This is a genomic window from Guyparkeria sp. (assembly GCF_046540515.1).
In the GTDB taxonomy this organism is placed as follows: domain Bacteria; phylum Pseudomonadota; class Gammaproteobacteria; order Halothiobacillales; family Halothiobacillaceae; genus Guyparkeria.
The window spans coordinates 13611-34728 of record NZ_JBKHFB010000001.1; the positions used below are offsets into that span (position 1 = coordinate 13611).

The following is a 21118-nucleotide window of genomic DNA, read 5'->3' on the forward strand; positions in this document are numbered from 1 at the left end:
CTCCCATGGCGGACTGGCCGGCCCGGGGGCACCTCATCCGGCGCAGCCTGCTCGCCGGGTGGCTGTTCGTGGCCCCCGCCGGCGCCCATGCTGCCCCGAATCTCCAGCTCACCGGGCTGGAAGAGGTCGACCTGATCACCAACGTCGGCCTGTCGGTTCCCCGGGTGACCTTCTCCTGCAACGCCAGCACCGCGCAGATCCGGCGCTATGTGGATGCCGCGGCCCGCGCCGCCGAAGAGGCCCTGCAGGCCTATGGCTACTTCAATGCGCGTATCGAGGGACGCATCGATGTGCGCGACGATTGTCGCGACCCGGCGCTGCATGTCGAGAAAGGGCCCGTCACCACGGTCCGGTCGGTGGAGATCGACCTGGCCGACAGCATCGAGTCGATCGAGTCGGTCCGCAGCTTCGTCGAGGAGAACCGCCCCGAAGTCGGTGCGCCGCTCGACCAGGCGGCCTACGATGCCTTGCGCGACGGGCTGCTCACCCGCGTGCAGCGTCTCGGCTACCTCGATGCCCGCTTCTCCCGCCACGAGATCCGGGTCGATCCCGAGGAGCAGGCCGCCGACATCGCCCTGGCGCTCGAGGCGGGGGGGCGCTACCGCTTCGGCGAGCTGGACATCGAGCAGACGGTCCTGAACCCCGAACTGGCGCGCAAAATGGCGGGCGTGGAGCGGGGCGCGCCGTATACCAGCCGAAACCTGCTGTCGATCAACCAGAACTTGAGTGGCGCCGAGTACTTCGATTCGGTCTCGGTCCGGCCCGACCTGGACCGGCGGGAGGATCTCGCAGTGCCGGTGGATGTCGTCGCCCGCCGGAGTCCGCGCACCTCCTGGGAGTTGCGCGCCGGCTACGCGACCGACGTCGGTCCGCGGGTGGGCGCGAACGTCAAGCGTCGCTACGTCAACAAGCGCGGGCATCGCTGGGCCGCGCGGACCCAGCTGTCCGCCATCGAGCAGCGGCTGAACACCAGCTACAGCATCCCCCGTTCGGCCGATCCGCTTCGCGAGCGCTACGACATCTACGCCCGGGTCACGCGGCACGACAACAACTCGATCGTGACCACCGAAGCGGCGAGCGGGGTGCAGTGGGTGCGCGAAACGGACCGCTGGACGCGGTCGCTGTTCACGGAATACCTGCTCGACCGCACGCGCTACGGTGACAATCCGGCCGAGTCCCAGGGCTTTGCCGTCGTCGGCGGTCGGCTGGGCTACGACGGGCTGGACGACCCCCTGTTCCCGACCCGGGGCGTGGTGTTCGATGTCTCGCTGCAAGGGGCGGCCGAGCCGGTGTTATCCGCCGCGAACTTCGTTCGCGCCCGGGGCCTGGTCGGCGGCTACCATTCCCTGGGACGCTGGATCTTCGCCGGCCGGGCGGAGGCCGGCGTGATCAGCACCGACGACTTCGATTCGATCCCTCGTTCCCTGCGCTTCTTCACGGGCGGGGACCGCTCCGTGCGCGGTTACGACTACGAATCGCTCTCGCCGCGTGACGAGGAGGGCACCCGTACCGGGGGCAAGTATCTCCTCGTCGGCAGCCTCGAGGCCATGCATCCCGTGGTCGGTGACGACTGGTACCTGGCCGGCTTCGTCGATACCGGCAATGCCTACACCGACCCGGAGGCCGATCTGAAGACCGGTGCGGGGGTCGGGGTGCGCTGGCGCTCGCCGGTGGGCATGGTGCGGCTGGACGTCGCCCAGCCGCTCGACGGTTCGGGTGGCCTGCCGCGCCTGCACCTCGGCCTGGGAGCGGCGTTCTGATGCTCGGTCGTGCCCTGATCACCGCTCTGGTCTGGTTGCGACGACTGGTCCTGGTCGGCGGCTGGCTGGCGTTGACGGTGCTCATGCTGGCCGCCGTGGCGCTGTGGTGGCTGACGAGCACGTCGTCCGGCGTCCAGTGGTCGTTCGACCAGGCCGAGCAGCGCCTGTCCGCGTTGACGGTCGAGCACGTCGAGGGCACACCCTGGCGTGGGTTGCGGCTCGAAGGATTGGCCTGGCAGCCGCAGGAAGGGGCGGCCGTCGAGGCGGCCGAACTGCGGCTCGAGATCGACCCGGGCGCGCTCTGGCGCGGGCAGCTGCGGCTGGCCGACCTGTTTGTCCGGGACATGCTCGTCGACCTGCCGCCGGCCGGGGAGGACGCGGCGGGCGGGCCGGACGGTGCGTTCGACCCGGATGACCTGCCCTTGCCGCCCTGGCTGGTCGAGGTCGAATCCCTGCGCGCCGAGTCGGTCGTGATTCGCCAGGGCGAGCGGGACACGCGGGTCGAGACTGCGCAGCTCACCGCCCTGCTGGATGCCCGGGTCGATCGCCCCCGCCTCGAACTCGATCTCGCCGAACTCGCGCTCGAGATGCCCGATGCCGTGCGGCTGGACGGCCGGGGCGAGATCGCCGTCGAACTGGCCGGCTCGATGCCCGCGATCGGCAGGATCGAGCTTCTGATGGATCATCCCGCCGGCTGGCTTTCGGGCCACGTCGACGTCGAGGGGGAGGCGCTCGCGGGGCTCGCTCTGCGCCCGACGCTGGACTGGATCGGCGCCGACGGCCAGCCGGCCGCCGCCTGCGGGGCGATGACGCTGGAGGGCGCGGACCTGGCCATCTCGAACCTCGTCATCGATGCGCTCGGGGGACGGCTGGCGCTCGACGGCGCGGCGCAGCTGGCGGCCGACTGGTCGCTTCGCCTCGCGGGGCGGGGCGAGTCCGTCGATCCCGCGTGGATCACCCCCGGCCTGCCGGGAGATCTCGATTTTGGTGTCTCGATCGACGTCTCGCGCGCCGACGGGTGGCTGCCGGTTGCCGGGCGGCTGGCGATCGACCGGCTGGACGGCGAGCTGGCGGGAGAGCGGCTCGAGGCGATCGACATCGAGGGCGACCTTGCCTCGGACCTGGTCACGCTCGGGGTCGATGGTCGCGCCGGGGGAGGCGATCTGCGGCTCGATGCCCGGCTCGATGCCGAGCGTGGCTTCGAGGCCGACTGGCGGATCGAGGCGCTGCCGGTCGCCGCGGCGCTGCTCGACGGGCAGCGGCCCGCGCTGGTCTTCGCCAGCGACGGCCGGGTCCACGGGCGCCTGCCGGACTGGGAGCAACCGCTGTCGGCAGCGGACTGGCTGGCGCAGAGCCGGCTCGAGTTGGAGGCCCTGCGGGCGGTGCTGGCCGAATCCGGCGTCGAGGGTGAGCCACGTCGCCTGCAGCTCGACGCCCAAGGCCGCCTGGCCGACGGCGAGGCCGCTCTGTCACGGGGCGAGCTGAGCATGCCGGGGGCGCGGTTCGAGGCCGGCGGGCGACTGGCGACCGCCGCGGAACTCGACGATTGGCTGATCGACGACGGCCGGCTGCAACTGTCGGTGCCGGATCTCGGCGCGCTGCCCTGGGACATGGTCGAGCGCGTGCCGGGCGTCGACCTTGCCGCCCTTGGAACGGACGCTGCCCGCGGAGCGATCGATGCCGATGTCGACCTGGCCGGGCCGTTGCTCGACCCGCACGGGCGGCTTGAACTGACGGCCCGCTCCCTGGTGCTCGCCGGGCATTCGCTCGGTGAACTGGCCGTCGACGGCCGCATCGGCGGGCCGGAGGCGAACGATGACCTGCGGCTGTCGCTCGAGGCGGCGGATCTGCGCGCCGTCGGTGCCGAGGAGAGACTGATCGACCGCCTGTCCATTCGGGCCGACGGCACGCCCGAGGCCCACCGGTTGCGGATGGACGCCGATGCGATGGTCGGGCTCCGGCTGGTCGCCGATGGCGGCTGGGACGGCGCGCAGTGGCAGGGACGGCTGGATCGCCTCGATCTCTCCCGGCCCGACGTGGGTGACTGGGCGCTGGCCGAGCCGGCGACCCTCACCATCGATGCGCAACGTCAGCGACTGGAAACCTTCTGCCTGCGGCCGGTCAGTGCCGGGATGCCGGCGTCCGAGACCGGGCGATTGTGCCTGGACGCGGATCGCGACCCCGAGACGGTGAATGCCCGTGCCAGCGGGGACCTGTCGCTCATGGCGCTCTGGCAGCAGTGGCCGGGGGCGGACCCGGAAACCCTCGAGTTGCCGGGTCGGCTGCAGGTCGATGGCACGGCCCGCCTTGCCGCCGGCGTGCCGAGCGCCGACATCGGGATCGACCTGCCGGCCAGCGAGATCCGGCTGGCCGGGGATGCCTTTACCGATGACTCCAGCAACGACGAGTTCGAGGTGATCACCTACCGGCCGGCACGGCTGGAGGTACGCCTCGACGGTGAGCAGGTCGAGGGCGGTCTTCAGGCCGGTCTGGAGGACTGGCTCGACCTGAGTGCCGCAGGCCGTGCAGACCTGGCGGATCGCCAGATCGAGGGTGACGTCGACCTGGCCCGTGCCGACCTCGCCCGCCTGGTCGATCTGTTCGAGAGCCTGGTCGGTCCGACCAACCTGCCGGTGGGCGACATCACGGGCGATCTCCGCGGGCAGGCGTCCGTCACCGGGGACTGGGCGGATCCCCGTGTCGCCGCAAGCCTGCGGCTGCGCGATTTCGGCCTGGCCGCCTTTGCCGCCGGCACCGAATACCGCGACGGCCGGATCGACGCGGAGCTGGCTTCTGACGGCGGTATCACCTTGGCGGGATCGCTGGTCGGCGAGGCGGACACGCCACCACGGCCGGTGTTCCAGGAGCGGCGCATCACCGAGACCGAGTCCTCGCGCACTCGTGGTGAACTGGCCCTGAGCGGCGAGGGGCGGTTCGATGCCCCGGGCGACTGGCGGCTGGCGCTGGAAGTCGGCGGCGAGGCGGTGCCGGTGCTGCGCCTGCCGACGATGACCGTCGATGCCCGCCCGGACCTGCAACTGGATCTTGCACCGTCCGGGGGGCGCCTGGACGGCGCGATTCACGTGCCGCTGGTGATCGCCAATATCGAGGAGCTGCCGGAAAGTGCGCGCAGCAACTCGCCAGACCTGGTGATCGTCGGCGAGGAGGAGCCGGACCCCGGTTCCGCCTACCCGATCGAGGGCGACGTCGACGTCGTCCTGGGCGACGATGTCAGCCTGCGCGGCCACGGTTTCGCCACCCGGCTGGCCGGAGGGCTGGAGCTGAGGATCCGGCCCGATCAGACCGTTGACGGCTTCGGCGAGGTGCGCCTCGAGGACGGTCGCTACCAGGCCTACGGCCAGGATCTGCGTATCGAGCGCGGCCGGCTGATCTTCAACGGGCCACTGGGTGCGCCGGGGCTGGACGTGGTGGCCAGTCGCCAGATCGACGATGCCGAGCGCACGGTGGTGGGCCTGTCGATACAGGGGGAGCTGGAGAATCCCGAGACTGAGGTCTTCTCGGAACCGGCCACCTCTCAGAGCGATGCGCTGTCGCTGCTGCTGACCGGGCGGCGGCTCTCCGATGGTTCGGAGGGGGACGGCTCGTTGCTGATGGCAGCGATCAAGGGGCTGGGTGTTCGCGGGGGGGACACGCTGGCCCAGCAGGTCAACGCCACCCTGGGCTTCGACGAGATCGGGCTGGATTCGGGCGACGACGTGAGCGGCACGCGCTTGAGCGTCGGCAAGCGCATCGGGGAGAATCTGCTGGTCCGCTACGCGGTGGGGGTATTCGATGGAGTCGGGGAAGTGATCACGCGCTACCGCATCAACCGGTTCCTGCACTTGGAACTGACCAGCAGTGCCGAGTCGCAGTCGGGTGACCTGATCTACCAGATCGACACCGGACGACGGGAGGACTGATGGGTATCGGCCTGCTGATCGTCCTGGGCCTGATGGCCGCGCTCTCCTACCTGCCCGGCTGGTGGGTCGGGCAGGTGATGCGGCGACACAGCGAACCGGCCGACCGCTTCGACTTCTCCGGCGCCGACCTGGCCCGCTACCTGCTTGATCGCCATCATCTCGAATACGTCAAGGTGGAGGAGACCAAGGCCGGCGACCACTACGACCCCGCCGACCGGGCGGTGCGTCTGTCACCGGCGCACTTTTCCGGGCATTCGCTTACCGCGATCACGGTGGCCGCCCACGAGGTGGGTCACGCCCTGCAGGATGCCGAGCAATACCCGCCGTTCCAGCGTCGGCAGGAAGTGGTCGAGCGTACCCGGTGGGCACAACGCATCGCCGGCTGGATCCTGGTCGCCATCCCGGTCGTCTCGGTGATCCAGAAGGGGCCGCTGGCCGGGCTGGTGATGTTCGCCGCCGGGGTGATGACCATGGCGGTGCCCGTCTTCGCCCACCTGGCCACCCTGCCCACCGAGCTCGATGCCAGCTTCAATCGCGCCTTGCCCATGCTCCAGGAGGGCGGCTTCCTCAGGAAGACCGACCGCCGCCCCGCCCGCCGCATCCTGCGCGCCGCGGCATTGACCTACGTCGCCCAGGCCCTGTCCTCGCTGATCAACGTCTTCCGCTGGCTGCGCGGCATGCGGATGTAGCAGGGGAAGAGAGGAACCCGCGGCTCGGTTACAATGCCGCCCACCGCGCCGCGAAAGCGGCCCCCGAATCCAGAACAATCAGGAAGCGCGCAATGCAGAGCCAATACCTCGAAACCGCCCTCGCCGCCGCCCGTGCCGCCGAGGCGGTGGTCCGTCGCTACTGGCAGCAGAACGTCGAGATCGAGATCAAGGAAGACGCCACGCCGGTCACCGTGGCCGATGTGGAGACGGAGAAGGCCATCAAGGCGGTGATCCTGGATGCCTTCCCGGATCACGGTTTCTACGGGGAGGAGACCGGCAAGACGCGTCCTGAGGCGGAGTTCACCTGGCTGGTCGACCCGATCGACGGCACCAAGAGCTTCGTGCGCGAGTACCCGTTCTTCTCCACGCAGATCGCGCTGATGCAGGGCGACGAGATCATCCTGGGCGTGTCGAGCGCGCCGGTGTTCGGCGAGTACGCCTACGCCGAGAAGGGTGGCGGTGCGTTCTTCATGGACCGCGCCGCGCGGGTCAGTCAGATCGATACCCTTTCCGAGGCGACGCTTTCGGTGGGCAATCTCGTGACGCTCGCCAAGCAACCGGTCGGCTGGGCCGGGCTGGCGACGCTGGTTGCGGAGGTCAACCGCACCCGCGGCTACGGCGACTTCTACCACTACCACCTGCTGGCGCGTGGGGCGATCGACCTGGTGGTGGAGTCCGACGTCAACGTGCTCGATATCGCCGCGCTGTCGGTGATCGTCCAGGAGGCGGGCGGCGTATTCACCGACCTCGAGGGCAACGGCGTGGGGCTGGACACCACGACCGTCTGTGCCGCCGCCACGCCGGCTCTGCACCAGATCGCCCGCAAGCGGCTGGGGTTCTGAGGATTGGCTGGAACGTTTCGCGAGTAACGGTCGGTCAGGTGGGATTCAGACCGGCAGGTCGATCCAGCCCATCAGGATGGCCGCGGCCAGGAACCAGACGTAGAACGAGAAGATCTTGAGCTGGGCGCGGTAGAGGAAGTAGACCACCAGCTTCAGCGAGACGATCCCGACGATCGCCGCGACGACGAAGCCGACGGCCAGGTCCATCAGGGTCAGACCGTTGAGGCCGAACTCGCCCCAGACCTCCAGGCTCTGGACCAGGGTGGCCGCGAGGATGGTCGGTATGGCGAGGAAGAAGCTGTATTCGGCGGCCCAGCGGCGCTTGAGGCCGGTGAACAGGGCGAAGACGATGGTCATCGCGCTGCGCGACAGGCCCGGGACCAGCGCGAAGCCCTGGGCCACGCCGATGACGGTCGCCACCTTGGCGTTGATGCCCTTCAGGCCGCGGCGGCGCGGTTTGAGCTTGTCGGTCCACCACAGCAGGATGCCGGTCAGGGTGAGGGTGAAGGCGATCATCACCGGCGTGGCGAACACGTGTTCGAAGGTGGCCTTGAGCCCGAAGCCGATCGCGGCAGTGGCCAGCACCGACAGCATCCCCAGCAGGAACAGGCGCACATACAGCGGCATGCCTTCGTGCCGACCCTCGGCCGAGGCCCAGTGCAGGGCCCCGGTCGCCGCGTTGCGCGAGAAGCGCCACAGGCTGGACCAGAACACCACCACGATCGAGACCAGGGTGCCGACATGCACCACCAGGTCGAACAGGATCATCTCGGCGCTGTCCGGCGGCGGCAGGTCATGGCCCTTCTCGATCAGCCAGTGCTGGGTGAGCACGAGATGGGCGGTCGAGCTGACGGGCAGGAACATGAAGATGCCCTGAATGACGCCGAGCAGGGCGGCGATGAGCAGTGTCACGGTGACATCCTCGGGATGGGGAAAGCGCTGTTTCTACTGCAAGGCGCCATGGGCGTCAAATGCCGTCGGCCCGACAGCCGGCCACGACCCGGGTCAGTGGCTCAGGGGGTCGATGCCCGCTTCGCGCAGCAGCCGCGCGGTGGCGATCAGCGGCATGCCGAGGATGGCGCTCGGGTCGCGGTTGTCCATGTGCTCGACCAGGCAGGCGCCCAGTCCCTCCGAACGCATGCTGCCGGCACAGTCGAAGGGTTGCTCGATCTCGACGTAGCGTGCGATTTCTTCCTCGGAAAGCGGGCGCATGCGCACCTCGACGGTTTCGTGCCAGTCGAGAAACCGCCCGTCGGGGCAGGCCACGCTGACCGCGACGTGGAAGACGATGCTCTCGCCGGCGATCTCGGCCAGCTGGCGTCTGGCCGTTGCGCCATCGCCGGGCTTGCCCAGGATGCCGCCCCCCCAAGCCAGGAGCTGATCGGAGCCCAGCACCACCGCCGATGGGTGGCGCTCGGCGACCCGGCCTGCCTTGGCATGCGCCAGGCGACGACAGGCGTCCGCCGCCGGTTCGCCGGTGCCGATCGTCTCGTCGATGTCGGCGGGATCGACGATGTAGGGGGTCCGGAGCCGATCGAGCAGCTGGCGGCGGGTAGCCGAGCCGGAGGCGAGGACGAGGCTGGGTTTGCGGTGCGGCATAGTGTTTGGCGAAAGCGTGAGAAGCCGGTAAACTTAGCGGATTAAGATTCCCGCTGGCAAGCTTTGGTGGCGCCGTGTTGCGTCTCGCCGGGCGCAGGATGGTGCCGATGTCGACCGACGACAGCCAGACCCAGGTCAAGCAGCTGAGCGTGCCGCTGGACGTGCGCGCCGCCTGTCGGGCGGGCGAGGAGTGGGGCGGCGAGGTGCCGGTCGCCGCGCTGCCGCGTTGTCGCGACATGGCGCCGGAGGCCGGCCGACTCGCCTATCGGCTTCGATTCTTCGAGGGGCAGGGGGTGCATCCGCTGGCCGCCGAGTTGTCGATCGAGGCATCGCTCGCGCTCGATTGCGCTCGCTGCCGCGAGACGGTAGTGCAGTCGGTCTCCTCTCGCTCCCGGCTGAGTTTCGTGTTCAGCGAGGAGCAGGCCGAGCATGTCGAGACGGACGCCGAGGCGGTGATCCTCGGGCGCGAGGGGCGGATCAAGCTGCTCGAGCTGATCGAGGACGAGCTGCTGATGGCGGTGCCCCTGATGCCGGTGCACGATCGTCCCTGCGGGGTGATTTCGTCCGATCGGCCCTACGAGTCCGGAAAGATCGCCGAGCCCGTCGACGAGGGCGAGGACAATCCCTTCGCCGCGCTGGCTGCGCTGAAGAAGGGATCCGGCGGGAAAGACTGAATTCGTGTCATGGCGGCAGTGCCGCCGGGACGGAATGAAAGCAAGCAGGCGCGCCCAGGCGCGTCTTGATCATTTTGGAGGTAGAAAACCATGGCCGTACAGCAGAACAAGGTCAGCCGCGCGAAGCGCGACTCTCGCCGCGCCCACGACAGCCTGAAGAACGCGCAGCTGTCCATCGACCCGACCAGCGGCGAGACCCATCGCCGTCACCACGTCACCCCGGACGGTTTCTACCGTGGCCGCCGCGTGGTTACCAAGTCGGGCGACAACGCCTGATTTCCTTCGCCGAAGGTCCGCGTGGCGCCCGCCTGTCGGGCGGCACGGCCTGTCCGCGCCGCCTTGCCGGGGACTTGGGCAGTGCCGTCGTGTGGGGGCTTCCCGCGGGTAAGGGGCATCGATGACCAGCCAGATCGCAATTGACGTGATGGGCGGTGATCACGGACCGGAGGTCACGGTTCGTGCCGCCGCCCGTTTCCTGTCGCGCCATCCGTCGGCCGGGCTGCTGCTGGTCGGCGACCAGGCCTCCATCGAGCGGCACCTGGCCGATCAGGTCGGGATCGAGCGGGATCGGATCGAGATCGTCCATGCCGACCAGGTGGTGGCGATGGACGAATCGCCGGCGATCGCGTTGCGGACCAAGAAATCCTCCTCGATGCGACTGGCGATCGACCTGGTCAAGGATGGTCGCGCCCAGGCGGCGGTCAGTGCCGGCAATACCGGTGCCCTGATGGCGACCGCCAAGTTCGTCTTGAAGACCCTGCCGGGTATCGAGCGCCCGGCGATCTGCACTGCGCTGCCGAACGAGTCCGGCCACACCCACGTGCTCGACCTGGGGGCGAACGTCGACTGCGACGCCGAGCACCTGTTCCAGTTCGCAGTGATGGGTTCGGTACTGGTCGAGGCCTTCGACGACAACCCCTCGCCACGTGTCGGCCTGCTCAACGTCGGCGCCGAGGCGATCAAGGGCAATGACACCGTCAAGGGTGCAGCAGAGCGGCTCGAGGCCGGGCCGGTCAACTACATCGGCTTCGTCGAGGGCGATGACATCTACAAGGGCGGCGTGGACGTGGTGGTCTGCGACGGCTTTGTCGGCAACGTCGCGCTCAAGAGCAGCGAGGGCGTGGCCAAGATGATCAGTCATTTCCTGCGCCAGGAATTCAAGCGGGGCCTGTTCTCGCGGCTCGCCGCGCTGATGGCGATGCCGGTGCTGGCGCGACTGAAGAAGCGGGTCGACCCGGGCCGCTACAACGGTGCGAGCCTGCTGGGCCTGCAGGGCATCGTGATCAAGAGTCACGGCGGGGCGAATGTGGACGCCTTCGCCAACGCGCTGGATGTCGCGCTGCGCGAGATCGAGAAGGATGTGCCGCGGCGCATCGACCAGCGTCTGGAGACCCTGCTACAGGAGCGCGGCCAGGCATGACGTACGCGCGCATCACCGGCACCGGCAGCTACCTGCCGGAACGCATCATGACCAATCACGATCTCGAGCAGATCGTGGATACCTCCGACAGCTGGATTCGCGAGCGTACCGGCATCGAGCAACGCCACATCGCCGCCGAGGGCCAGCTCACCTCCGACCTGGCCGAACCGGCGGCGCGCCGCGCCCTGGAAGCCGCCGGCCGCGTGCCCGAGGAGGTCGACCTGATCATCGTCGCGACCACCACGCCCGATCGCACCTTTCCCTCGACCGCCTGCCTGCTGCAGCAGAAGCTCGGCATCCACGGCTCGCCGGCCTTCGACGTGCAGGCGGTCTGCACCGGTTTCGTCTACGCGCTGTCGGTGGCCGACAAGTTCATCAAGACGGGTTCGGCCCGCTGCGCCCTGGTCGTCGGTGCCGAGACCCTCTCGCGGATCGTCAACTGGTCCGATCGCAATACCTGCGTGCTGTTTGCCGACGGGGCCGGGGCGGTGGTGCTGGAGGCCTCGGACGAGCCCGGCATCATCCGCACCGACATCCACGCCGACGGCAGTTACGAGTCGCTGCTGACCACCGCCAAGCCCGATCCGGCGACCACCGACCCTGAACGGCTGGCCGACGGCACCGCCTTCATCGAGATGCGGGGCAACGAGGTGTTCCGCATGGCGGTCAACACCCTGGGGCGTATCGCTGACCAGACGGTCGAGGCCGCCGGCATGAAGCCGAGCGACATCGACTGGCTGGTCCCGCACCAGGCGAACGTTCGCATCATCCAGGCCACGGCGCGCAAGCTGGGCATGTCGATGGACCGTGTGGTGGTGACCGTCGACCGGCACGGCAACACCTCGGCGGCCTCGGTGCCGCTGGCGCTGGACGTGGCGGTGCGTGACGGGCGCATCAAGCGTGGCGATGTCATCCTCACCGAGGCCTTCGGTGGCGGGTTCACCTGGGGGTCCGCGCTGCTGCGCTACTGAACGCCCCACCGAGTTTCAATCCACTACCCGGAGACGTGCATGGCCAAGGAAATCGAACGCAAGTTCCTGTTGGCCAGTGATGCCTGGCGCCACCAGATCGAGCGCTCCGAGCGCATGGTTCAGGGGTATCTGAACGACCAGGGGCCGGTGTCGGTGCGAGCGCGCATCGCCGGCTCGCGGGCATGGCTGAACATCAAGAGCCGCACGCTCGGTATCTCCCGCGACGAGTTCGAGTACGAAATCCCGTTGACCGACGCCGAGCGGATGCTCGACCACCTGACCACCGGACCGGTGATCGACAAGACCCGGCATTTCGTCACCTACGGCGAGCACCTGTGGGAGATCGACGAGTTTCACGGCGAGAACGACGGCCTGGTCGTCGCCGAGGTGGAGCTCGAGTCCGTGGACCAGCCGTTCCACCGACCGGACTGGTTGGGCGACGAGGTGTCGGATGATGCCAGGTACTACAACGTCTCGCTGGTTAAAAATCCTTACAGTCAGTGGTAAATTGCCGGCTGGATGCGCGCTGGTGGCTTGGGACGAGTTTTTCGGGGCCGGGCGGAAGCAGGGTCAAGGCTGACGGGCCTGCTGTCTGCAGGGCAGTGGACACGGTGAGTAGCCGACGCAGGCTTGTTCGCACCAAGACGAAGGGTTGCCGATGATTCGGGTCATGATTGTTGATGATCACACGATGGTCCGCGCCGCGATCAGTCACCTGGTCGGCGGCGTGTCGGACATCGAAGTGGTCGCCGAGGCCGACAGTGGCGAGCGGGCCCTCGAGAAGGTGCGCACCGGGGGCATTGACGCGATTCTCTGCGACATCCACATGCCGGGCATGGGCGGCTACGAGTGCCTCAAGCGCGCTCACCAGGTCCACCCGAGTCTCGGGCTGGTCGCCCTGACGGCCGAGGCCGACGTCAGCCTGGCGCGTCAGGTGCTCGACTGCGGCGTGCACGCCTACGTCACCAAGGATGCCGACCCGGACGAGTTGATCAGCGCCATCCGCAAGGCCGCCGAGGGCAAGCGTTACGTCTCCAGTCGCATCGCCCAGGAGATCGCCCTGCAGAACGGCCGATCCGAGGACGATCCCTTCGAGGTGCTGTCCGGCCGCGAGCAGCAGGTGCTGCGCATGATCCTCGACGGCAAGAACAATACCCTGATCGCCGAGGCGCTCTGCGTCAGCCCCAAGACGATCAGCACCTACCGCGCCCGCATCCACGAGAAGCTCGGGGTCAGTACCGACATCGACCTGCTGCGGTTGGCGGTCAAGGCCGGTCGCACGGTCCTGTCCGCCTGATCTTCCTCCCGTTTTGATGACCGACCGGTTTGATGCCAAGGCCTTTCTGGCCCGCGTGACCGAGCGTCCCGGCGTCTACCGCATGCTGGATGCCGACGGCGAGATCCTCTACGTCGGCAAGGCACGTAACCTCAAGAATCGACTTTCCAGCTATTTCCGTGGCACGCCCGCGGCGATCAAGACCCGTCGTCTGGTCGAGCAGGTCGCGGACGTCGAGATCACCACCACCCAGACCGAGGCCGAGGCGCTGCTCCTGGAGAGCAACCTGATCAAGGCCCATCGGCCGCGCTACAACGTCCTGTTGCGCGACGACAAGAGCTATCCCTGGATCTACGTCTCGACCAACGACCGCTTCCCGCGCCTGGCCTATCACCGCGGCTCGCGCAAGCGCCCCGGGCGGTATTTCGGACCGTACCCTTCCGCCGGCGCCGTACGCGAGACCCTCAACCTGCTCGAGAAGGTCTTCAAGGTCCGCCAGTGCGAGGACAGCGTGTTCAGGAACCGTTCGCGCCCCTGCCTCCAGTACCAGATCGAACGCTGCAAGGCGCCCTGCGTGGACTACGTCGACGAGGCCGAGTATCGCCAGGACGTCGAGGACACCATGGCGTTCCTCTCCGGGCGCAGCCAGAAACTGATCGACGATCTGGTCGCGCGCATGGAAAAGGCGGCCGTCGAACTCGATTTCGAGCAGGCCGCCGCCCTGCGCGACCAGATCGGCATGCTGCGCGCGGTCAGCCAGCAGCAGGGCATTACCGGCATGTCCGGAGACGCCGACGTCGTCGCCCAGATCAGCGAGCAGGGCACCACCGCCGTTGGCGTGGCCACCATCCGCGATGGTCGGCACCTGGGTACCCGGCATTTCTTCCCGGACGTGCCGGCCGACGCCGCCCCGGCGGAGGTGATCAGCGGCTTTCTGGGTCTGTACTACAGCGACCGCGACCTGCCACGGCGCATCCTTTGCGACTACCTGCCGGAGGATGCCGAGTGGCTGGCCGGGGTGTTCGCCGAGCAGGCCGGCCATCGCGTCGAATTGCTGGTGCCTCGACGTGGCAAGGCGCGGGCCTGGCTGGAGGACACGCGCGAGAACGCCCGGATCGCGCTCAACGAGCGGCTGGTCAGCCGCCGGGGTCTCACGCGTCGTTTCGAGGCGCTGGGCGAATGGCTCGCCATGGACCGGATCGAGCGGATCGAGTGTTTCGATATCTCCCACACCCAGGGCGAATTGACGGTAGCCTCCTGCGTGGTCTTCGGTCCGGAGGGTCCGCGCAAGGACCAGTACCGCCGTTACCACATCGAGGGCATCGCGCCGGGCGACGACTACGCCGCCATGCATCAGGCTCTCACAAGGCGTTTCGATCGGGCCGTGCGCGAGTCCGGCGTGCTGCCGGACGTGCTGCTGATCGACGGCGGCAAGGGTCAACTCGCCCAGGCGATCGACGTGCTGGCCGAGCGCGAGCTGACCGACCGGGTTCGGGTGATCGGGGTCGCCAAGGGGCCGGAGCGTCGTCCCGGCGAGGAAACGCTGATCCAGCCGCTGGCCGGTGCGCCGGGGCTGTACACCGAGGACCACCTCGGCCCGCACGACCCGGCCCTGCACCTGATCCAGCAGGTTCGCGACGAGGCGCACCGTTTCGCGATCACCGGCCATCGTGCCCGCCGGCAGAAGGCCCGCACCCAGTCCGACCTGGAACGCATTCCCGGGGTGGGCGGCAAGCGCCGCCAGGCATTGCTGAAGCACTTCGGCGGCATCCGTGGGCTCAGGGGGGCGAGCGTCGCCGAGCTGGCAAAGGTGCCCGGGATCTCGCCCGCGCTCGCCACTCGCATCCACGAGTGGTTCCACGAGGGAGGGACGGCGTGAGCCCGCGGGCACGTCCGTCCACCAGAACGTGCGCCTGATTCCGGGTTTCCGGCCGTCGGGGAGATCCTTTGCTAGGCTTGCGCCCGGTCATGACCTGATTATGGAAACACTGCACGATTCGATGAACGCACGAATCGTGCAGTGTTTCCTTATCGACCGTCGACCACCGACCCACGCCGGAGACACCTTCCATGCCCGCACCTCCCGCCGAACCCGCTCGCTGTCGTGCTTTTTGCGTGCCGGCCTGGCGCGCCCTCCTGGTCTCGCTCCTGCTTCTCTTCACGGTGCCCGGTCTTGCCCAGCAGGATGGCGCGTCGTCGGGGGGCGGCTCGAGCGCGGAGTCCGGTCAGTCCTCCGGGGCCGACGGCCCCTACGCGGGCCTGCTCGAGCTGCTCAAGGACCCGGCCAAGCGGGACGAGCTGATCGCCGAGCTCGAGCGGCTCTCATCAGGCGACCGGCAGGACGGGGCGGCCGGGAACGAATCCGCTCAGGACGCGGACGCCTCAGGGATCTCCGACGGCATCGCCTCCGGCCTGGTGGGCGTGGTCTCGGGTACCATGCAGGACATGGCAGGAGCGGCGTCGCGTCTCGCCGCCGGCGGGGTCGACATCGACTGGGTCGCGGTCGGCCAGTTGGCCTGGCGAGTGGTGGCCGCGCTGCTGATCGCCTACCTGGTGCTGGCGATCGGCCGGTGGCTTCTGGGTGGTGCCTGGCGACGCCTGGACGCCTTCGCGCAGTCGGCCACCTCGCGGCACCGCTTGTTCCGTACCGGCGCGGCGGCGCTGGCCAGCTTCGCTCTGGGCCTGGCGCTGCTGGCGCTGGCCTACATCGCCGCCCAGGCCAGCGTGTGGTGGCTGGCCGACGGGAACAAGACGGCCGGTGCCGTGCTGGGGCTCGCGCTGCAGGCATTCATCCTGGTCGAGGTAACCCGGCTGTTGGTCGGGACGGCGTTCGCGCCGGCCACGCCCGCCCTGCGCCTGTTTCGCCTGTCTAGGGAGGATTCCCGCTTCTGGGCCGGTTGGCTGTCGCGTGTGATCTGGCTCACGGGCTATGCCGGCATCTTCCTGGTGCCGGTGATCGAGCTGGCCGACCGTGATGATCTCGCCAGTGCGGTGGGATGGGGCGTGGCCGTGCTGGCGCTCGCCTACACATGGAGCCGTCTGTGGAAGGCCCGCGGCATGGTGAGTGATGCGCTCCTGGTGCGCGCCGACCGCAGCCGGCTGGCGGTATCGTCCTGGGCCTTGCGCCTGCTGGCGGTGAGCTGGCATTGGCTGGCAATGATCTATGCGACCGGCGTGTTCGTGGTGGCGGTCACCCGGCCGAGCGACTCGCTGCCGTTCGTGGCCCTCGCGACCGTCAAAACCGTGATCATCGTCGGCGCGGCCATCTTCGTCGCCGCCATGCTGACCCAGTGGATCGGTCGCGGGGTGCGCGTGCCCGAGCGGCTGCTTCATCGCATGCCGACCCTGCAGCTGCGTCTGAACACCTACGTACCGCTGATCCTGCGGATCCTTCGGGTCGTCATCGGCATCGTGGCGTTTTTCGGTGTGTTGACGGTCTGGAATCTGGCCGACATGTTCGCCTGGATGGGCAGCGACAGCGGCCGCTGGATGCTCGCGGCGGTGATCGACATCTCCATCGTGCTGATCATCGCCTTGATCGTCTGGCTGGTGGCGACCGGATTGATCGAGGCGAAGCTCAACAGCGATGCCGGTATCCCCTCGGCGCGGCTACAGACGTTGCTGTCGCTGTTCCGCAACGCGATCGCCATTGCCCTGGTCACCATCACGGCGATGATCATTCTCTCGGAGCTGGGCGTGAACATCGGCCCGCTGCTGGCCGGCGCCGGCGTGCTGGGCCTGGCGATCGGGTTCGGCGCGCAGAAGATGGTCCAGGACGTGATCACCGGGGTGTTCATCCAGATCGAGAACGCTATCAACACCGGTGACGTGATCACCGTCGCCGGCGTGACCGGGACGGCCGAGCGGCTGTCGATCCGCTCGGTCTCGATCCGGGATCTGTCGGGGACCGTGCATGTCGTCCCGTTCTCGTCGGTGGATATCGTCTCGAACTACATGCGCGAGTACGCCTTCCACAAGGGAGAGTACGGCATCGCCTATCGCGAGAATGTCGACGATGCGATCGCACAACTCAAGGCAGCGTTCGACGAACTGGCCGCCGATCCCGACTGGAAGGATTGCATCCTCGAGCCGGTCGATATCCCCGGTGTGGTCGCGCTGGCGGACAACTCGGTGAATATCCGCGTGATGATCAAGACCACACCGGGCAAGCAATGGGCGGTCGGTCGGGCCTACAACCGCCTGGTGAAGATTTACTTCGACAAGGCCGGTATCGAGATTCCGTTCCCGCACACCACGTTGTATTTCGGCGTGGACAAGGACGGCGAGGCGCCGCCGGCCAACCTGCGTCTGCTGAAAGGCGAGGAGGCGGTCGAGGATTTCGAGACCGAATCCGTTCGCAACAAGCGGCGCGGCAGGAAGCCCGATCGATCGAGCGGCAACGTGCCGGACAAGGACGACGTCGACCTGCCGGAAGACTGATTCGTCCACTGTTTCGGATGGACACGAAAAAGCCCCGCCGTGGTCGCCACGTCGGGGCTTCGTTCTGGAAGGCGCTGAAGAAGCCGGGCGTCAGTCGTCCAGTTCGGCCGTGATGGAGAAGGCACCTCGAATGTCGCCTTTCGCGTAGCCGGTAGCCTGGTCGTCGGGATACAGGCGATCGATTTCCGCCTTGAGCTTCGGGTCGACGTCCTGGCCGTGGCAGTTGAGGCAGACGCCTTCGGTGCCGATCGCCTTCATGAATCGCAGCTGCTTCTCCCCGTCGACCTTCTTGACCTCGTGCCAGGCAATCTCGTCGATCGGCGTGCCGTCGGCCTTGCGCTTCTCGAAATCCTGCATGACCGCTCGCTCCCAGTCAGTGGGTTCGGTCGCGCGTGGCTTGAGGCTGGTCCGGCGAAGCGTGAAGCCGCTCTCTTCGCTCAGGTCGGCGGCGATCTCCGGGGCGCGTTCGTTGCAGATCTGCACGGCGGCCATCGGGCCGCCTTCCTTCATGGCGGCCTGAAGCTCGCCCTTGAGCGTCTTGCCGAAGGTCTGCATGGTTGCCTTGTAGTCTTGGAGCTGCGCCTTCACGGCCTCCTCGTTGGCGTTGGCGTGCGCCGACATCGAGGCAAGGCCAAGCGCGGTGGCGGCCAGCAGTGAGGGGATGCGTACGGTTGGCTTTGTCATCGGTGACTCCCTGGGTGTGCCAATGGATAAATAACGACTATCCGGGTAAGCACCAAGCTTATATTAGACCCCCGGGGTCCTTGCAAGACGGAAGGGTGTCGGCCAACAAAAACGCCGCCCTCGTGTGAGGCCGGCGTGGAGAGGTGTCGTGATCGAGGTCGAGCCCGGTCAGAACGGGTTGTAGGACTTGCCCTGGGTGAACTGCATGTAGCCCACGCCGGCGCCCAGTCGCAGGCCGACCCCGACGCGGATCGGCGCGACCACGATCGACTGGCTGCGCAGATATTGCATGCCGACCCCCCCGACGACGAAGGCCGACCCGTTGACCCCGGCGAATCGCTGGAAGATCAGGTCGGGGCGCGGCAGGTTGTAGACCAGCATGAACACCCGGCCGGCATCGCCGCCGAAGTCCCAGCCGACCGACGGGCCCTGCCAGTAAACGGTCTGCTTTTCGCCGGACTTTGCCATGAACTCGCCCTTGCCGTAGCGCAGCCCGACCACGATGGCACCACCGCCTTCCTCGCCCTTGATGATCGCGTTGGGCCGACCGTAGTCGTCAAAGGCGCGGTCGACCGCGCGGGCGATGCCCTCGGCCGAGCCGCCCAGGAAGTCGACCGCCTCCTGGGTGGTCTCGTACTTGTCGTAGCCCTCGTCCTGATCGTTGGAGCCCTGTTCGCTCGACTGGTCGCTGTCTCCGTCCTGGCTGGCCGGCGCGCTGGCGCAGCCACCCAGGAGCAGGGCCATTGCCAGTGCCGCGAGCAGGGGCATCGTTCGGAAGCCGAACCGCGGGAGGGAAAAGCCGGTGAGGTCGGGAATGGAGCCTTGCATGTTTCGAAAGTCCCTTGTTCAGAGTGAAACGGCGTGTTGAATGGATGGCTTTAGGGAGGGGTGTACCAATCGGATGTTACCCCGGCCTTGCGAGCCGTTCGTCGTCCGCATGCGCCGAACGGCATCGGATTCGTGCAGAGGTTCCCTAAGCAGACCCATGCACCCGGCAAAAGTTGCGCGGGCCTGATCTCCGGCCATCCGGTTGACAACCTGCTGTTTTGTCGCAAGCATACGCGCTTTGCCGCGGGTAGGCCCGACGGCACCGTCTTTTCAACGGGATGACCGAATGAGTATCAAGTCCGATCGCTGGATCTGTCGCATGGCCGAGGAGCAGGGCATGATCGAGCCGTTCGAGGCCGGCCAGGTGCGCAGCATGCCGGGTCCAGACGGCAAGATCGAGCCGATGGTGTCCTACGGCACCTCGAGCTACGGCTACGACGTGCGTTGCTCGAATCACTTCAAGGTGTTCACCAATATCAACACCACGATCGTCGATCCCAAGGCCTTCGACGAGCGCAGCTTCGTCGACGTGCATTCCGACGTCTGCATCATCCCGCCGAACTCGTTTGCCCTGGCGCACACGGTCGAGTACTTCCGCATTCCGCGCAACGTGTTGACCATCTGCCTGGGCAAGTCGACCTACGCCCGCTGCGGGATCATCGTCAACGTCACCCCGCTCGAGCCCGAGTGGGAAGGCCACGTGACCCTCGAGTTCTCCAACACCACGCCGCTGCCGGCGAAGATCTACGCCAACGAGGGCGTGGCGCAGATGCTGTTCCTGGAGTCCGACGAGGTCTGCGAGACGTCCTACAAGGACCGTGGCGGCAAGTACCAGGGCCAGCGCGGCGTCACCCTGCCGACGGCCTGATCGCCCCCGAGCGTCGGCCAGAGCCGGTCCGTTCCCCCCGCCCCCGGCACGACGACGCCGGGGGCGGTTTTCGTTCTACTCCGCCGTCTCCTCGACCACGTTGAGCGCCAGCACCGGCCAGCCGCGTGCCTCGGCCTCGCGACGCAGCACCGGGTCGGGATCGACCGCCACCGGGTAGTCGACCTGCTCGAGCAGCGGCAGGTCGTTGCGCGAATCCGAGTAGAACCAGGTCTCCTCCGGACGCGCCTGCTGGGTCTCCAGCCACTCCTCGAGTGCCAGGATCTTGCCGTGCTGGAAGGTCGGCGTGCCCGTGTAGCGCCCGGTGTAGCGGCCATTGCGTCGCTCGGGTTCGGTGGCCAGCAGATGGGGGATGCCGAACAGTTCGGCGATCGGCCCGGTGACGAAGGCATTGGTCGCCGTGATCAGCATCAGGGTGTGGCCCCGACGCCGGTGGGATTCGACCAGCTCGCGGGCCGCCGGTGTGATCAGCGGCCGGATGTCCCTCTCGATGAACTCGGCGCGCCAGGTATCGAGGTCCTCGGCCGGGTGCTCGGCCAGGGGCGCGAGCGCGAAACGCAGGTAGGCATCGATATCGAGCGTGCCCTGCTGGTAGTGACGCAGGAACTCGTCGTTGTGCCGGGCGTAATCTTCGGCGTCGACAATGCCGTGTTCGGTCATGAAGGCCCCCCAGGCGTGATCGGAGTCACCGGCGAGCAGGGTGTTGTCGAGGTCGAAGATGGCGAGTTTCACGAAAGGCCTCCTGGCGACAGGGCCGCTGGGCCTGCCGTCATGATCGCGTTTGACTCCGGCCTTGGCCGGGTCGACGGGCGCGCATGATACCCCATACCGGCCGGTTGTTGACCCGGGGCGTTTCCAGCCGCCCTGGCTGGAGGGTGTCCATGCGGCGAGAAGGCGCCAGCAAGATCGTCCGGCCGGGTCTTGCCGCTCACTATGGCCGACTGGTTCGGTTGTCGTGCCCGGCGCGCGGCGCCTGCCGGGATTGCCGCAGGCGTCGGTTTATCGCCCCGGGGTTTTATGAAAGAATCAATGACACTTGGGTGACGGTCATCGGCCGGCGTGCGGCACGCCGTCACCCCTGCGGGGCCGCGTGTCCCGCCATTTATAC

The 21118-nt window shown here is 67.8% G+C and carries 18 protein-coding genes; 13 read left to right on the forward strand and 5 right to left on the reverse strand.

What is annotated here, in order from left to right; all coding sequences use genetic code 11:
• Window positions 1–5: 5 nt before the first annotated feature.
• From ACLFRM_RS00060 to ACLFRM_RS00075, 4 genes are all read left to right on the forward strand, one after another.
• Window positions 6–1760, forward strand: a complete 1755-nt coding sequence (locus ACLFRM_RS00060) for an autotransporter assembly complex protein TamA (protein WP_410753495.1) — start codon at window positions 6–8, stop codon at window positions 1758–1760.
• The gene (locus ACLFRM_RS00065) at window positions 1760–5680 is read left to right on the forward strand and encodes a translocation/assembly module TamB domain-containing protein (RefSeq protein ID WP_410753497.1); all 3921 of its coding nucleotides are present in this window, start codon (window positions 1760–1762) and stop codon (window positions 5678–5680) included. The genes ACLFRM_RS00060 and ACLFRM_RS00065 overlap by 1 nt, the downstream gene beginning before the upstream one ends.
• A gap of 5 nt (window positions 5681–5685) precedes the next feature.
• On the forward strand, window positions 5686–6369 hold the full coding sequence (locus tag ACLFRM_RS00070) for a zinc metallopeptidase (protein ID WP_410753577.1): 684 nt from the start codon (window positions 5686–5688) through the stop codon (window positions 6367–6369).
• A gap of 92 nt (window positions 6370–6461) precedes the next feature.
• A complete protein-coding gene (locus ACLFRM_RS00075; protein WP_410753498.1) occupies window positions 6462–7232 on the forward strand; it encodes an inositol monophosphatase family protein in 771 nt (256 codons plus the stop codon).
• A 45-nt stretch (window positions 7233–7277) separates the two neighbouring features.
• Here the strand turns inward: ACLFRM_RS00075 and ACLFRM_RS00080 are convergent, their stop codons facing one another.
• Both ACLFRM_RS00080 and ACLFRM_RS00085 read right to left on the reverse strand, forming a co-directional pair.
• A complete protein-coding gene (locus tag ACLFRM_RS00080; protein ID WP_410753500.1) occupies window positions 7278–8144 on the reverse strand; it encodes an undecaprenyl-diphosphate phosphatase in 867 nt (288 codons plus the stop codon).
• A 93-nt stretch (window positions 8145–8237) separates the two neighbouring features.
• Complete coding sequence (locus tag ACLFRM_RS00085; protein ID WP_410753502.1) at window positions 8238–8831, reverse strand: Maf family protein; 594 nt, start codon at window positions 8829–8831, stop codon at window positions 8238–8240.
• Window positions 8832–8938: 107 nt separating this feature from the next.
• On the opposite strand from ACLFRM_RS00085, the gene ACLFRM_RS00090 reads away from it, so the two are divergent.
• The 8 genes from ACLFRM_RS00090 (at window position 8939) to ACLFRM_RS00125 (ending at window position 17612) form a co-directional block, all read left to right on the forward strand.
• Complete coding sequence (locus ACLFRM_RS00090; protein WP_410753504.1) at window positions 8939–9505, forward strand: YceD family protein; 567 nt, start codon at window positions 8939–8941, stop codon at window positions 9503–9505.
• A 90-nt stretch (window positions 9506–9595) separates the two neighbouring features.
• Window positions 9596–9781 (forward strand): 50S ribosomal protein L32, encoded by a 186-nt coding sequence (gene rpmF / locus ACLFRM_RS00095; RefSeq protein WP_410753506.1) that lies wholly within the window; start codon window positions 9596–9598, stop codon window positions 9779–9781.
• Between the two features lie 121 nt (window positions 9782–9902).
• On the forward strand, window positions 9903–10925 hold the full coding sequence (gene plsX / locus ACLFRM_RS00100) for a phosphate acyltransferase PlsX (RefSeq protein WP_410753508.1): 1023 nt from the start codon (window positions 9903–9905) through the stop codon (window positions 10923–10925).
• Window positions 10922–11896, forward strand: coding sequence for a beta-ketoacyl-ACP synthase III (locus ACLFRM_RS00105; RefSeq protein WP_410753510.1), 975 nt, complete (start codon window positions 10922–10924; stop codon window positions 11894–11896). Before plsX ends, ACLFRM_RS00105 begins: the two co-directional genes overlap by 4 nt.
• 39 nt (window positions 11897–11935) lie before the next feature.
• Complete coding sequence (locus tag ACLFRM_RS00110; RefSeq protein ID WP_410753512.1) at window positions 11936–12403, forward strand: CYTH domain-containing protein; 468 nt, start codon at window positions 11936–11938, stop codon at window positions 12401–12403.
• 163 nt (window positions 12404–12566) lie between these two features.
• Window positions 12567–13193, forward strand: coding sequence for a response regulator (locus tag ACLFRM_RS00115; protein ID WP_410753514.1), 627 nt, complete (start codon window positions 12567–12569; stop codon window positions 13191–13193).
• A gap of 16 nt (window positions 13194–13209) precedes the next feature.
• Window positions 13210–15051 carry an excinuclease ABC subunit UvrC gene (gene uvrC / locus ACLFRM_RS00120; RefSeq protein WP_410753516.1) on the forward strand — a complete coding sequence of 614 codons (1842 nt, stop codon included), beginning with the start codon at window positions 13210–13212 and terminating at the stop codon, window positions 15049–15051.
• Between the two features lie 191 nt (window positions 15052–15242).
• Window positions 15243–17612 carry a mechanosensitive ion channel domain-containing protein gene (locus tag ACLFRM_RS00125; protein ID WP_410753517.1) on the forward strand — a complete coding sequence of 790 codons (2370 nt, stop codon included), beginning with the start codon at window positions 15243–15245 and terminating at the stop codon, window positions 17610–17612.
• A gap of 90 nt (window positions 17613–17702) precedes the next feature.
• On the opposite strand, the gene ACLFRM_RS00130 is transcribed toward ACLFRM_RS00125, so the two are convergent.
• Complete coding sequence (locus ACLFRM_RS00130) at window positions 17703–18296, reverse strand: DUF3365 domain-containing protein (protein ID WP_410753518.1); 594 nt, start codon at window positions 18294–18296, stop codon at window positions 17703–17705.
• Between the two features lie 168 nt (window positions 18297–18464).
• A complete protein-coding gene (locus ACLFRM_RS00135; protein ID WP_410753520.1) occupies window positions 18465–19124 on the reverse strand; it encodes a DUF1134 domain-containing protein in 660 nt (219 codons plus the stop codon).
• 286 nt (window positions 19125–19410) lie between these two features.
• Between ACLFRM_RS00135 and dcd the strand changes: the two genes are divergently transcribed.
• Entirely contained in the window at window positions 19411–19992 is a 582-nt protein-coding gene (dcd, locus tag ACLFRM_RS00140; protein ID WP_410753522.1) for a dCTP deaminase, read from the forward strand.
• Window positions 19993–20067: 75 nt separating this feature from the next.
• Here the strand turns inward: dcd and ACLFRM_RS00145 are convergent, their stop codons facing one another.
• Entirely contained in the window at window positions 20068–20742 is a 675-nt protein-coding gene (locus tag ACLFRM_RS00145) for an HAD family hydrolase (protein WP_410753523.1), read from the reverse strand.
• Between the last annotated feature and the right edge of the window lie 376 nt (window positions 20743–21118).